The following is a 13,323-nucleotide window of genomic DNA, read 5'->3' on the forward strand; positions in this document are numbered from 1 at the left end:
CCTGCTTGGGATGAGCCAGTTCTTCGACCAGCAGGCCCCGCCGGCCCGCGACGCGGCGGCCAGTCCCGTCGCCCGCGCGGCCAAGTGGCTCGTCGGTGGACGTCTGGCCTGCGCTCTTCACCTGGGCGACGGCGAGCTGGCGTACCGCCTCAACGACCAGGGGCACGATGTCACCGTCGCGGGTCCGGACGTCACCGTGGTCCGCAACGCCGACGTCCACTACGTCCGCACCGGTGAGAGCTCCATGCCCTTCGCCGGTCAGAGCTTCGACGCCGTCATCGCTCCCCGGCTGGACCAGCCGCTGGGGCACCTCGCCGAGATCGCTCGCGTCCTGCGCCCCGACGGCCTGGTCTCCAGCATCGCCCGGACCGACGACGAGTCGATCCCCTGGCTGCGTCGGCTCCGCGACATCGTCGGCAAGCGGCCGATGCCCACCCCGTCCTCGGACCTGCTGGAGGCCTCGGGCCTGTTCCACGAGCCCGAGGTCGAGGAGGTCGCCACCTGGGAGAAGCTGGACCGTGCGGGCCTGCAGCAGTACGCCCGGGCCACGGGTCACGAGGAGCTCGACGACTCCACCATCGCCCGGGTCCACGAGCTGTTCAGCGAGAACGCCGGGCACACCGGCCATCTTCGGCTGCGCCAGGTCACCCGGTGCATCCGGGCGCGCGTGGACAAGCAGAGCCTGGCGCAGGAGCCGCCGCCTCCGGACACCCTTCTGCTCGAGTTCCGCTGAACCGTAACCCCGGGCCTGCTGCGATGGTTGGAGGGGCGGGGCCGCTCGTGATCGGGCAGGATCGAACCTCGACGAGGAGACTGGCATGGGTTGGCGCGGCATGGCGTACACCGCTCGGCGGCTGCGTCAGTCGTTCACACACTTCTCGAACGGACCACAGGTCCTGCTCGGCATGCTGCGGCCCGGCGAGATGATGTTCCGCACCCGCACCGGGACGACCTTGCACGTGCCCAACGCCGCCGGGGCCCGGTTCCCCGTCTTCGAGGTCCACGCCGACGACGTGTACCGGCTGGACGACCTTGTCCGTGACCTGCCCGAGGATGCGGTCGCCGTGGACATCGGCGCGCACGTCGGCAGCTTCTCGACCGCGGTGTGTGCCCGGCTCCCCCAGGCGACCGTGCACGCCTACGAGGCCTCCCCCTCCACGGCCGACTGGCTGGAGCGCAATGCCCGCGCCAACGGTCTGCAGGAGCGGCTGCACGTCCACCGTCAGGCGGTCTCGGACCACGACGGGGTGCTGGAGCTGGTGGACAACGGCCTGGCCAGCGCCCACAACGGACTCACCGCCCCGGACGGTCTGGGCTCTCAGATGCAGGTTCCCTGCGTGTCGTTCGCGCAGGTGCACGCGGCGGCCGGTGGCCGGATCGACCTGGTCAAGAGCGATGCCGAGGGCGCCGAGTACGGCTTCATCCTCACCAGCGACCCGGCGCTGTGGAGCGGGGTCCTGCGGGTGGTGATGGAGTATCACCCAGTCGATGGCCACTCGCTGCAGGAGCTCGTCGAGTTCCTGGCCGCCGTCGGTCTGGACCTCGTGCGTGACGAGCCGTCGCAGGACAAGCCGGGACTGGGCAACGCCTGGTTCTCCCGGACGGGAGGCAATGCCGGGCCGCGGGCGGCGGACGACCGAGCATGACACGACTCCCTGCGGCGCTCCAGCCACTGTGGCCGGCCGCCAAGGTCACGCACCGTGCGGCGACGCGCTCCGTCGGCCGTCTCACCCGGGCGAGCGGCGCCGGCGGGGACCGCGCCGTGCCGCGGAGCGCGTCGCCGACCTCCCGCACCACCGCCGCGAGCGAGCCGGGAGCCGTGCGACTGCACGAGGCCGGGCCCGCCGAGCGTCGCCGCCGGAAGGTCCCGGTGGGAGATCCGGCCGGCCTGCGGCTGTGGGAGGAGGTCGCAGACCACGAGGTCCCTGAACGCGCCGTCCTGGAGGTCGAGGACGGCCGCCTGGTGGGCGACTACGCGGCCACCGTCACCCCCGGTGGTGTGCTGGACCTGCAGAGCAGTCCGTACTTCGGGATCCGTGACTGGCGCGAGCACCCGATCTACCTGAGGCCGCGTCTCCCGCAGGAGCGCAGGCTCCCCGCCACCACCGTGTCGCTGGCCTCGCCCGCCTCGACGCGGAACTACTACCACTCGCTCATGGACGCCCTGCCTCGGTGGGGCATCCTGCAGGAGGCGATGCCGGGGATGCGTCCGGACCGGATCGTGGTGAGTCACCGCACCCGGTGGGACGCCCAGCTCGTGGCCATGCTGGGCCTCGACGACGTCGAGCTCGTGGAACCGGTGAAGGACCTGTGCCTGCGAGCGGAGCGGTTGCTGGTCCCGTCGCTGACCAACACGACCAACCTCGCCCCGCGGTGGACCACCGACTGGCTGCGCAGGATGCTGCCGCCGAGGAGCACGGCGGGCCGGCCCGGTCGTCTCTACGTCACCCGCGGCACCGCACCCCACACGCGTCGCCTGGTCACCGAGCACCAGGTGTGGCCCGGGCTCGAGCGGCGTGGTTTCACGCGGATCGACCCCGGCACGCTCAGCGTCCAGGACCAGATCGACCACTTCGCCGCCGCCGACGTCGTCGTCGGTGTGCACGGGGCCGGACTGGTCAACCTCGTCTTCGCACCGCCGGGCGTGCGTGTGCTCGAGCTGTTCTCACCCCGCTACGTCGACCCCGGCTACTGGGCGATCACCAGCAACGTCGAGGACTCCCACTACCGGTACCTGACCTCGGTGCCTGGCGAGCCACAACGCCCCCGCCGCCGGATGAACCGCGTGCAGGAGGACGTCGACATCGACGCGCGGCGCATCCTGGCGGCCGTCGACGAGCTGATCGCATGAACGGGCGGGAACGAACCAGCGAGCACACCTCGACCCGACAGCGAAGGACGACACATGAGTGAGCAGTCCCTGCCCAACCGGGCCCGCGAGACGGGCAAGCTGTGGCTCCGGCGTGCCCTACAACGGGCCGACGTCGAGATCGGCCGGGGCACCTATGCCGGTCGGGTGGCTCGCACGCTGAGCGCCCTGGGGGTCGACACGGTGCTCGACGTCGGCGCGAACGTCGGCCAGTACGCGGCCCTGGTCCGCGGCGCCGGGTTCGAGGGACGGATCATCAGCTGCGAGCCGTTGAGCGGCGCCCACGCCGGGCTGAGCAGCCGGTCCGAGCGTGACGACGGCTGGCTCGCCCTGCACGTCGCCGTCGGCGCCGAGCCGGGCACCGCGAAGATCAACGTCGCCGCGAACTCCTTCTCCTCCTCCCTGCGGAACATGACGCAGGCGCACCTGAGCACCGCCCCGGGCTCCCGCTACGTCGCCACCGAGACCGTCCCCGTCACGACGGTCTCGCAGCTCGTGCGCGACCACGGCATCGACCCGGCGACGACGTTGCTCAAGATCGACACCCAGGGGTTCGAGGACGAGGTGCTGACCGGGGCGGACGAGCTCGTCGGTCGACTCGCGGCGATCCAGCTGGAGCTGTCCTTCGTCGAGCTGTACGAGGGTCAGCGGCTGTTCGACGACCTGGTGGCCCGGATGAGCTCGCACGGCTACCGGATCCAGCAGCTGGAACCGGGGATCTCCGACGCCGACGGCCGGCTGCTGCAGGTGGACGGGCTCTTCGTGCTCGACACGGACGCGTGAGGACGCCTCAGCCCGCCACCGGCGCATCGGGGTCGCGCGTCCCCACGACGCGCGCCGGCGCCGACGAGACGATCGTGTAGGGGGCGACGTCGCGCGCCACGAGGGCGTTCGCGCCGATCACCGCACCGTCGCCGATCGTCACGCCACCGACGATCACCGCATGGGTGCCGATGAACACGTCGTCGCCGATGACGGTGTAGTGCGGCTCGGACTGGTCCATCGGCTGCGGTCCGACCACCACCCCGAGGTGGATCTTGCAGCGGGAGCCGATGACCACCCGGGCGCCGATACCGACACCGACGGAGTGGGCGAGGTAGAGCCCCGGTCCGATGCTCGCCAGCGGGTTCAGCTCGGCGCCGGAGACCCGGATGGTCCGTGACCTCATGAGCAGGGCCAGCGGGAGGAAGCCCTGCCGGGCGAGCTTGCGCGCGATGCGGTATGCCACCACGGCCCGGACGTTGGCGCTGAAGATCGTCTTCAGGACCGCTCTCGACCAGAAGCGTGCGGGCGAGTACAGCCGGAAGTTCGGGTGCGTCGTCGCCTCCAGGTCGGCCCGCAGGAGCGTGAGGAGCGGCAGGTCGTCGGGAAGGGCCGGGCGATCGGGTCGCGGCGCGCTCATCTCAGGCGCTCCGCCGCAGCCACAGCGACGACGCAGGGTTGGGGTCGTCGGCGGCGTCCACGTAGTCGGCGAAGCGGCCCCGCAGGAAGTCTTCGTCCTCGTGCCGGATGAGTGGCGTGGAGAGCAGGACCTCGAAGGCGGAGTTGAAGGCGAGGAACGCCTGGACGACCATGGCCTCGTTCCAGTAGACCGGCCAACGCTCCCCGAACAACCAGGTGTCGGCGGGGTAGGGGGTGTTGTACGGGAAGTGGACGTCGTGCACGTGCACGAGGACGCCGGGCTTGACCCGTGGCACGACCTCCAGGAAGAGGTGGGCGACGTCGCTGTCGATCTTCAGCGCGTGCGAGGAGTCGATGAACAGGACGTCGCCTGCCTCGAGCTCCTCGAACCGCTCCAGCGGGACGTCCTGGACGAACGCCTCCACGAGCTCGAGGTCTGACAGCCCTCGCAGGGCGTCGAACGGGTACGGCTCGATGCAGGTGATCGACATCGGTGAGCCGTCGTCGGCGTTGCGGGCCGCGGCGAGCCAGGCGTAGTACGTGGACAGGCCGGATCCCACCTCGAGGTAGCGGCGGGGGCGGTGCTCGCGCAGCAGGTGGTAGAGCGTGCGGGCGTCGAGGCGCGGGTACCCCGGCCCGAAGCCGCGACGGGTGTTGGTGAGGTAGTCGCCGGTGTCCTGCACGAACTCCGTCTCCCACCGGTCGGCCAGCCGCGCGAGCATCTTCTGCATCGCTGCGACGTCCACGTCGAGGCCGACCAGCGGGCTCGGCCGGTCCCACCGTGCCCTCGTCCTCTCGATGTCGGCGAGCACGGGGAGGGTGGAGTAGTAGTCGGCACGCCTGACCACGTTGAGTCCGAGGATGCCGAGCAGGTGGTGGACCGAGCGGATCCGGGCCCGTCGAGCTCCGAAGGCGGCGCGGTCGGCCAGGTGGACGACGCTGCTCGGGAGCACTCGTGCCGCCCGCTGCTTGGCGGTGGCGGGCAGCCTGGCGGGGAGGTCCACGCGCAGCATCCTACGCAGCCGAGATCGAGGCCGCTGGATTTGCCGAGGATCACCGCAGAACCCTGGCCGATGAGTAGGGTCGAGGCGTGTCGAAGGCTCCCGGTCCGGTCCCTCAACAGCTCAGGGACCGATCCGCCTTCCTGCTCATCGTCGGCGCCACGTTCGGCCTGCAGGCCCTGACGCTCGTCACCGGCGTCATCATCGCGCGGACGCTGGGCGTCGAGGGTCGCGGGATCGTCGCACTGATCTTCGCCCTCGGCGTCCTCGCCAGCCAGCTGTCCTTCGGCGGCAGCCCGCCGGTCGCGCTCGCCAAGAATCTCGCCGAGCACCAGGTGGCGATGCGCGACGGGCTGCGCGGCATCGCCGTGCGGCGCGCGGTCCTGCTCCTGCCGCCCTGCCTCGGCGTCACGTTGCTCTTCCTCGTGCTGCACGAGGACAGCAGCGAGGCGCGCACCGACGTCCTGGCCGCCGCGGTGTTCGTGATGGCGCTGCAGACGATGGTCTTCCGCCTGCTCGCCGGAGGTCTGCAGGGTGAGCGGCGGCTGGTCCGGATGGCCTGGGTGGGCCTGACTCCGCAGCTGCTGTTCGCGATCTCGCTGTCCGTGGCGTGGGCGGCGGGGCTGGGTTGGGGCGTCACGGACATGCTGATCGCCTACTTCGTCTCGTGTCTGCTGGGCATCCTGGCCTCCTTCTCCTCGCTGGCCCGGCCGACGGGCCGCGACGAGGACCGCCTGCAGGAGGCTGAGCTGTGGCGGGAGTCGCGTCGCAGCTATCTCAGCGCTGTCCGGCCGCTCGACGGCCTGAGCCTGGACCGCGTCGTCGTCGGCACCATGAGCATGACCGCGCTGGGTCTGTACTCCGCAGCGGTCGCCGTGTCCAACCTGTGCAGCCTGGTGAGCAACGCCGTGTCCGTCATCGTGCTGCCCCGCGTCGCCCTGCACCACGATCGGCTCGACCTGCAGCGCGCCGTCATCCGGCGCTGGGTGCTGCTCAGCGCCGCGCTCATCACCGCCACGGTGGCCGCCCTGCAGGTGGTGGTCGAGCCAGTGATCCGGCTGGCCTTCGGTGCGGAGTTCGTCGGCGCCGTCGAGGCGGCCCGGTGGCTCATCCTGGCTGACGGGCTGATGGCGATGCGCAAGGTGCTCATCGCCGTGCTGCAAGGTCAGGGGCGCGGCGGCGCGGCGTCGTGGGTCGAGGTGGCGCTGCTGCCGCTCATGCTGCTGGGCATCGGTGCGGCGGCCGCCCTCGGCAGTCTGCCCGGGGTCGGGATGGCCCTCACGGCGGTCGGGCTGGTCGCTTGCATCCTGCTGGGACGGCTCGTCGCCCGGGGACGGCTCAGCTCGTGAGGCCGCCGTCGATGACGATGACCTGCCCGGTGAGGTAGCTGTTGCTGGGGTCGGTGAGGAACAGGCACGCGCGGGCGATGTCGTCCGGTTCTCCCAGCCGGCCCGCCGGGGTGCGCCGAACGATCTGCCCGAGCTGCGCCTCGTCCAGGCCGTGACTCATCTCCGTCCTCAGGTAGCCGGGAGCGATGCCGTTGACCGTGATCCCACGCGAGCCAAGCTCCCGCGCCATCGACCGCGTCAGACCGTCGAGCGCCGCCTTGGTGGCGCTGTAGACACCCAGGCCCCGGTACCCGGAACGACCGACGATGGAGGAGATGTTGACGATGCTTCCGGACCGCTTGGCCAGCATGCGACGGCTCACGATCCGCGACACGTACAGGGTCCCCTTGAGGTTGAGGTCCACCACGACGTCGATGTCGTCGTCGGAGGACATGGCCAGGATGCCGTCGCGGGCGACGCCGGCGTTGTTGATGAGGACGTCGACGCGACCCCAGCGCTCCACGACCGCGTCGACGAACGCCTGGGCGTCGTCGGAGGACGACAGGTCGGCCGGCTTGAACAGGAAGCGGTCGGGATGCTCGGCCGCCCACGCCTCGACCTCGGGAGTGGAGGACCGTGAGCAGGTGGCGACCAGGTCACCGGCGGCCAGGTAGGCCTGCACGATGCCCGCGCCCAGCCCTCGACTGCCGCCGGTCACGACGACGACCCGGGGTTCACGGCTCATGGGCTCACTGCTCACTGGTCTGTCTCCTGAGGATCTTCCCGCCGAACGTGGTGATGTCGTCGACGAAGCGGATGCTGCGGGGTTGCGCGGCGGGCAGCAGGTCCGAGCAGGCCTCCCGCAACGCCTGCTTGAGCTGCGCGGTGTCGGCGCCGGGGGTCGCGACGACCTCGAGGGCGACGATCGCGCCGGTCATGGCGTTGGGCCGGCCGTAGACGCGCGCCATGTCGACCCCCGGCACACCGATCACCCGCTCCTCGACGCTCAGCGGGTGCACCTTGACGCCACCGACGTTGATGATGTCCGAGGAGCGTCCCCGAAAGACCAGACGGTCGTCGACGACGTCCACCAGGTCGCCGGTCGCGCGCCAGCCGTCCTGGTCCACAGGATCCTCGCCGTAGTAGCCGAGCATGCCGATCCGCGACCTGACCCAGATCTCGTCGTCGACGACCTTCAGCTGCACGGGGGCGTCGGGGCCACGCTCCAGCACCGAGGCGGGCAGGCCCGGGGCGTCGTCGTTGGTGGAGCTGGTGGTCCCGACCTCGGTGGAGCCGTAGATCTGGGAGATCCCGGCGTCCGGGAAGGCCTCCCGCAGCGCGCCCAGGAGGTGCCCTGGGACGGCCTCTCCGCCCATCGTGACCTGATGGGGGGTGGGCGCGGGGAGCCCGTCGGAGCTCATCTCCGCCAGGACGAAGCGCCAGAACGTCGGGGTGGCGCTGACGTGCGTGACACCGTGCTCGCGCATGGCGGCGAGTCCCTCACGGGGGCGCCGCGGTGTGGGGGCGACGAGCGTCGCGCCCGACGCGAACACGTGGATGAGCACCTGCTGGCCGCCGAACTGGTGCAGACCGTATGCCAGGAGCCAACGCTGCCCCTGCCCGGACCTGGTGTGGTCGGTCTTGCGCAGCAGGCGGCTCCAGTCGTGCAACGCTCCTTTGGGCAGACCCGTCGTGCCCGTGGTGAGCACGATGTGGGGCCGGACGTCGGGAACCGGTGCCACGGCGTCCGGGGCCTGGCCGCCGGACAGCTCCGCGCCGAGGAGCTCGGCGGGTCGCACGAGCCTCGCGTCGAGCCCGGTCAGGTCCGTCCGGTCGGTGACGAGGACGTCATGGTCGAACCGCTCCGCGAGAGCGGCCACCTCCTCCACGCCGACCGGCGGGTACTGGCACGCCTGTGCCCCGACGAGCGAGGCGCCGGCGTACAGCGGCAGCGAGACGTCGGCCTCGTGGTCGAGGACCGCGAACCGGGTGATGCCGGCCCGGCGCAGACCCTCCGCGGCCCGGAGGGACACCTCGAGCAGCTCGGCGTAGGAGAGCTCCCGGCTTCCGGTGATCAGCGCCGTGCGGTCAGGGTCGTCGGCGGCCACCCGCTGGAAGAGCTCGATCACCAGGGCTGCTCAGGACTGGGGAACGCCGGCGTAGAAGGCCTGGATCTCCGCCACGGTCTGTGGCATGTCTCCAGCGGAGTAGGGGTCAGATCCGAACTCGTCCTCGAGGATGGCCGACAGCTCCGCCGTCTCGAGCGAGTCGAGACCGGCGCCGTCGGCGTACAGCGGAGTCGTGGCTTCGAAGTCGTCCGACAGCTTCGCCGCCTCCTGCAGGAAGGTGCGGACGACACGGTCGACGTCCTCGGGAGTGGTCATGAGTGGCTGCTCCTCGCAGTTCGACGGTGACAACGGTCCAACGACCCAATGGTGCGGGCGTTACTCGGCCTTGGTGGCGGCCAGCAGACCATAACCGAACGTTCCGTCGCGCCAGAATGCCTCGAGCACGTCGCAGGAACGGACGAAGGCGTCGCGCCCGTCCTCGCCCAGCAGCTCGCCGACCTCGTCGTGATGGGTGACGGCGTTGGCACGCCACCGGTCGAACGTCGGGAGGGTGAGGTCGGTGAGGTCCTCACGGACGTCGACCGCGAACCCGTTCTCCTCGGCGGCCTCGGCGTACCAGCTGAGTGACTCGAAGTGCGCGTCACCGAACCACTCGCGCAGCATCCCGAAGTCGTCGCGGCGTGCCCGCACCTCCGCGAAGGGGATGTCGCGCCAGCGCAGCAGGTCGCACAGGACGAGACGGCCACCGGGCCGCAGCACGCGAGCGCACTCCGAGACGAGCTCCAGACGCCGCCGCATCAGGTGGGAGGACTCCATGACCCACACGAGGTCGAAGGACTCGTCGGGGAGCTGGTTGTCGGTGCCGTCCCGCTGCTCGAAGGTGACGCCGCGGACGCCGGCCCGCTCGGTGAGCGTGCGGGCGGTGTCGACACCCACCGGGCTGGTGGTGATGCCGACGACCTCCACCCCGTAGGACGTGGCGAGTCGGCGCGCCGGGGCACCGGTGCCGCACCCGACGTCGAGGACACGGGCCCCCGGTCCTGGGCCGCCGGGTCCCTCGAGCCCGGCGGCGGCGATCATGCGCCGGGTGAGCTCCCCGGTGGCCACCTCCAGCGGCTCGTCGCCCTGCTCGAAGACGCCGTAGTGCAGCTCGTCTCCGAGCAGCAGACGCCAGGCGGCCGTGACCTTGTCGTAGACGGTCGACGGGTCGTAGTCGACGGGCGCGGGGCCGCTCGAGGGGGGAGTCGAGTCGCTCATGGGCGCATCCTTGCACGAATCGACCCTCCGGATTCCTCGAACTGAGCGTTCACGGAGCTGTGATCGCAGCCGACCTCGGCCACCTCAGGACACACCGCGTCGCGAGCCGGTATCGTCCGGGCGTGAGGACCGGCCGGACGTCGTGCCGGGCCCCCTGACGACGAGAGGGCCGCGCGTGGAGAACTCAACGTTGCGGGCCCAGCACGGTGAGGACCGCCTTCTCGCCGAACGCTTCGCAGGGCGCCGCGGCGGCTACTACGTCGAGGTGGGTGCACTCGACGGCGAGACCCTCAGCAACACCTACCACTTCGAGAAGGCGCTCGAGTGGACCGGCGTCCTCGTGGAGGCCAACCCAGACCAGGCCGCGCGGTGCCGCCAGCTCCGGCCCGCGTCGCACGTCGCCCAGGTGGCGGCGGTCGCCCCGGGCGAGGAGGGCACGGTGGTGCTCGAGGTGGCCGACCGGCACGCCGGCTTCTCCACCCTCTCGGCGAGCCGCACCTACCACCGCATCCTCGCCGAGCGAAACATCTCCACGACGCCCGTGGACGTCCCCGCCACGACCCTCGACCGTGTCCTCGAGGACGTCGACCCGCCGGCGATCGACTTCGTGACGATCGACGTCGAGGGCCATGAGCGCGCCGTCCTGCAGGGATTCGACCTACGGCGCTGGCGGCCCGAGGTGGTGCTCGTCGAGAGTGCGACCGGGGCGCCCGACCCCCGCATCTCCTGGCTGCTGTTCCGCGCGGGGTACGCCAGGGTGCGTCGCGTCGTCGTCAACGACTGGTACGAACGCCGGCGCCCGCCGGCTCGCGTCGGCCTGCTGGTCGTCGCCTACGTCGTCTCCGTCCCCGTCGTCGCCCGCATCATGGCGCGCGAGGCCCTGCGCGCCGTCGGCCTGCTCGAGGCGCTGCGTCGCCACCGGGCCCGACCCTGAAGAATCAGCCGACACCCATCACGAGTGCTGAAGGAGCGCCCTTGACCACGCCCGACGCAGTCCACGACGCCGACTTCGGGGACGAGCTCACCTTCGGCGAGCTGGTCTTCTCCGACTTCGCCCGGTACCGAGCCGTCGAGCCGACCTGGTTCCGGGTGCTGACGAGAGCCGTCATGCTGCAGGGCCTCGCGGCGACGATCGTCCTGCGGGCCCAGCAGCGCCTGTCCCGCCGTGGGCACATCAAGCTCGCCTCGCTGCTGCGCGTCGCCTCGAACATCGTGTGGAGCGCCGACTTCGTCCCGGGCATGCGGATCGGGCCCGGCCTGTACATGCCGCACCCGATGGGCGTCGTCATGGGCGGCGGGTTCCGCGCCGGCGCCGGGGTCACGATCCTGCAAGGGTTCACCGCGGGTGCCCGCGAGCCCCACGGCGGCACGCACGGGTACGCGACGCTGTGCGACGGTTCCACCGTCTCCGCCCACTCGGTGGTGCTCGACGGCGTCACCATCGGCAAGGACGCCCTGGTCGGGGCCAACACCGTGGTGGTCAAGGACGTGCAGGAGCGCGCGGTGGTCTTCGGGGTCCCGGCCAAACGCGTCGCCACGCGCGAGCCCGACCCCACCCCGGACGCCTGAGACCACTGGTTCAGTCGCGGACGAACACGCCGTCCACCTGGAGGATCTCGCCGCTCGGTGCGGCGTAGCCCTGCTCGATCCCTACGAGGTGGAAGCCGTGGTCGTAGGCCCAGGAGACCGCCTCGTCGACGAGCATCCCGCCCTCGTACAACGGCACGAACGACAGCTCCAGCTGCACGCCCACGCACTGGTCGAGGGTGGTGGCCCCACCGGCGATGACCTCACGCTCGAAGCCCTGCGTGTCGACCTTGAGGAACGGCCGCTCGTGCGCTGCGAGCACGTCGGCAGCCTCGGCGTCGAGCGTGGAGACGGTGATGCTCTCCTGCCCCACGTAGGTGACGTGGGGCGCGGCCTCCAGGTGTGGGCCGAGCATCGGCAGGATCGAGCTGCTCGTGCTGTTGGACGCGACGTTGATGGTGGTCTCACCCGGCTCGGCGCCGAGTGCCACGTTCCGGGCCGACCAGGCGGGGTCGGTCTCGATCGCGGTGGCCAGACGAGCGAACACCTCGCGCAGTGGCTCGAAGGAGACGATCGTTCCCGTGTACCCGAAGCTCCGCAGGGTGGCGCCGTAGCCACCGTCGGCGGCCCCGACGTCGAGGACCAGGTCGACGTCGTGCCTGGACAGCATCTTCTGGCGCCGGGTGGCCGCGTGCCGTCGCACCTCCAGGCCGCGACGGCCGAGACCGGTGGCGACCAGTCGCACCATCTGCTCCCGCGCCCTCACGGGCCCACCTCCTGGGAGGGCCTGGCCGACGGGCGACGCAGCCGGGACTCGAGCTGCTCGTGCAGGTTCTGCGCCCAGAGCGTCGGGCTGAGCCTGCTCCCGAGGGCCCGGCTGCCGTCCGACATCGCCTTCAGGCGGTCGGGCTCGACGTGGGTGAGACGCACCATCGCCTCGACCAGGGCGTCGACGTCACCCGCCGGGAAGGCCCACCCGTTGAAGCCGTCCTGGAGCAGGTGCGGCACGGCTCCGACACCGTCGGAGCAGATGACCGGCAGGCCGGCGACCGCAGCCTCGTGGACCACCACGCCATACCACTCGATGTGCGACGGCAGCAGGAACCCGCTGGCCCCCTGCATCAGGTCGGCCAGGTCGTCGGGCTGGACGAAACCGTGCATCGTGACGCCGTCGATGCCGTCGAAGTCGGTGCGCAGCGGTCCGTCACCGGCGACGTCGAGGCCCCACGGGTCATCCACGAGCGTGCGGTAGCGCCGGTACGCCTCGGCGAGCTCGGTGGGTGCCTTGTGCCAGATGAGCCGGCCGGTGAACAGGAACCGCCGACGACCGGCCAGCTCGACGGCGTCGCGGGGCCCACGGTCGAACGTCGGCGTGTCGGCGCTGTTGGCTCCGCGGATGAAGTCGGTGAACCCGATCCGGCGGGCGAAGAGCTCCGAGCGCTCGCCCGGCACCCACGCCGTCTCGAACAGCGGCTTCACGTAGCGGCGCCCGGCCACCAGGCCTGCCCACTGCTTGGCGCTGCCGTGCCAGAAGTTGCTGGTGAAGATCACCCGGTGGGCGCGGCCCTTCACCTGCTTCATCACGGACCGGTAGCCCTTGCCGTCCCAGGACCACATGATCACGACGTCGGGGTCGAAGGACTCCACCGCCGGCACGAGCTCCTGCGCCGAGGGCATGGACTCCTCCCAGACGATGCGCCGGACTCCGGCGTCGAAGGCCGACGTGTCGAACGGCGCGAACGACATCGAGGCCGGGTGAACCAGCAGCAGCTCGGCGCCGAGCGCACGGAGCTCACGGAAACAGGCGTCCTGGTAGGCGGTCAGCCCGGTCATGAGGACTGCGATGCGCACGTCCGTCCTCTCGTGGTGGG

15 protein-coding genes are annotated in these 13,323 nt (G+C 71.1%); 7 read left to right on the forward strand and 8 right to left on the reverse strand.

All coding sequences use genetic code 11. The features are described from left to right. The first annotated feature begins 10 nt into the window (after positions 1-10). The 4 genes from ACEVFP_RS18460 (at position 11) to ACEVFP_RS18475 (ending at position 3,652) form a co-directional block, all read left to right on the forward strand. Entirely contained in the window at positions 11-733 is a 723-nt protein-coding gene (locus tag ACEVFP_RS18460) for a class I SAM-dependent methyltransferase (RefSeq protein ID WP_375000989.1), read from the forward strand. An 85-nt stretch (positions 734-818) separates the two neighbouring features. Then, the gene (locus ACEVFP_RS18465) at positions 819-1,646 is read left to right on the forward strand and encodes an FkbM family methyltransferase (RefSeq protein ID WP_375000990.1); all 828 of its coding nucleotides are present in this window, start codon (positions 819-821) and stop codon (positions 1,644-1,646) included. After that, positions 1,643-2,851: a DUF563 domain-containing protein gene (locus tag ACEVFP_RS18470; protein WP_375000991.1), complete on the forward strand. Its 1,209-nt coding sequence runs from the start codon at positions 1,643-1,645 to the stop codon at positions 2,849-2,851. The genes ACEVFP_RS18465 and ACEVFP_RS18470 overlap by 4 nt, the downstream gene beginning before the upstream one ends. A 54-nt stretch (positions 2,852-2,905) precedes the next feature. Continuing rightward, positions 2,906-3,652 (forward strand): FkbM family methyltransferase, encoded by a 747-nt coding sequence (locus tag ACEVFP_RS18475; RefSeq protein ID WP_375000992.1) that lies wholly within the window; start codon positions 2,906-2,908, stop codon positions 3,650-3,652. 7 nt (positions 3,653-3,659) lie between these two features. On the opposite strand, the gene ACEVFP_RS18480 is transcribed toward ACEVFP_RS18475, so the two are convergent. After that, complete coding sequence (locus ACEVFP_RS18480) at positions 3,660-4,271, reverse strand: serine O-acetyltransferase (protein WP_375000993.1); 612 nt, start codon at positions 4,269-4,271, stop codon at positions 3,660-3,662. Between the two features lies 1 nt (position 4,272). Then, entirely contained in the window at positions 4,273-5,274 is a 1,002-nt protein-coding gene (locus tag ACEVFP_RS18485) for a class I SAM-dependent methyltransferase (RefSeq protein WP_375000994.1), read from the reverse strand. Between the two features lie 86 nt (positions 5,275-5,360). On the opposite strand from ACEVFP_RS18485, the gene ACEVFP_RS18490 reads away from it, so the two are divergent. Next, positions 5,361-6,620, forward strand: coding sequence for a hypothetical protein (locus ACEVFP_RS18490; RefSeq protein WP_375000995.1), 1,260 nt, complete (start codon positions 5,361-5,363; stop codon positions 6,618-6,620). Here the strand turns inward: ACEVFP_RS18490 and ACEVFP_RS18495 are convergent. Genes ACEVFP_RS18495 through ACEVFP_RS18510 form a run of 4 tightly spaced genes read right to left on the reverse strand, consistent with a single transcriptional unit; the run spans position 6,610 to position 9,925 of the window. Then, a complete protein-coding gene (locus ACEVFP_RS18495) occupies positions 6,610-7,344 on the reverse strand; it encodes an SDR family NAD(P)-dependent oxidoreductase (RefSeq protein ID WP_375000996.1) in 735 nt (244 codons plus the stop codon). The two genes, ACEVFP_RS18490 and ACEVFP_RS18495, sit on opposite strands and share 11 nt — an antisense overlap. Before the next feature lie 4 nt (positions 7,345-7,348). Next, entirely contained in the window at positions 7,349-8,728 is a 1,380-nt protein-coding gene (locus tag ACEVFP_RS18500) for a class I adenylate-forming enzyme family protein (RefSeq protein ID WP_375000997.1), read from the reverse strand. Positions 8,729-8,737: 9 nt separating this feature from the next. Beyond that, entirely contained in the window at positions 8,738-8,983 is a 246-nt protein-coding gene (locus tag ACEVFP_RS18505) for a phosphopantetheine-binding protein (protein WP_375000998.1), read from the reverse strand. A gap of 60 nt (positions 8,984-9,043) precedes the next feature. Continuing rightward, a complete protein-coding gene (locus ACEVFP_RS18510; protein ID WP_375000999.1) occupies positions 9,044-9,925 on the reverse strand; it encodes a methyltransferase domain-containing protein in 882 nt (293 codons plus the stop codon). Between the two features lie 175 nt (positions 9,926-10,100). Here ACEVFP_RS18510 and ACEVFP_RS18515 point away from each other — a divergent pair, with 175 nt between their 5' ends. Together ACEVFP_RS18515 and ACEVFP_RS18520 are read left to right on the forward strand one after the other, a co-directional pair. Beyond that, complete coding sequence (locus ACEVFP_RS18515; RefSeq protein ID WP_375001000.1) at positions 10,101-10,859, forward strand: FkbM family methyltransferase; 759 nt, start codon at positions 10,101-10,103, stop codon at positions 10,857-10,859. Positions 10,860-10,900: 41 nt separating this feature from the next. Beyond that, positions 10,901-11,494 carry a serine O-acetyltransferase gene (locus ACEVFP_RS18520; RefSeq protein ID WP_375001001.1) on the forward strand — a complete coding sequence of 198 codons (594 nt, stop codon included), beginning with the start codon at positions 10,901-10,903 and terminating at the stop codon, positions 11,492-11,494. A 10-nt stretch (positions 11,495-11,504) separates the two neighbouring features. Here the strand turns inward: ACEVFP_RS18520 and ACEVFP_RS18525 are convergent, their stop codons facing one another. Continuing rightward, positions 11,505-12,218, reverse strand: a complete 714-nt coding sequence (locus ACEVFP_RS18525) for an FkbM family methyltransferase (protein WP_375001002.1) — start codon at positions 12,216-12,218, stop codon at positions 11,505-11,507. Next, positions 12,215-13,303: a glycosyltransferase family 4 protein gene (locus tag ACEVFP_RS18530; protein ID WP_375001003.1), complete on the reverse strand. Its 1,089-nt coding sequence runs from the start codon at positions 13,301-13,303 to the stop codon at positions 12,215-12,217. The genes ACEVFP_RS18525 and ACEVFP_RS18530 overlap by 4 nt, the downstream gene beginning before the upstream one ends. Positions 13,304-13,323: the final 20 nt, after the last annotated feature.

Source organism: Aeromicrobium sp. CTD01-1L150, assembly GCF_041951745.1.
Taxonomy (GTDB): Bacteria; Actinomycetota; Actinomycetes; order Propionibacteriales; family Nocardioidaceae; genus Aeromicrobium.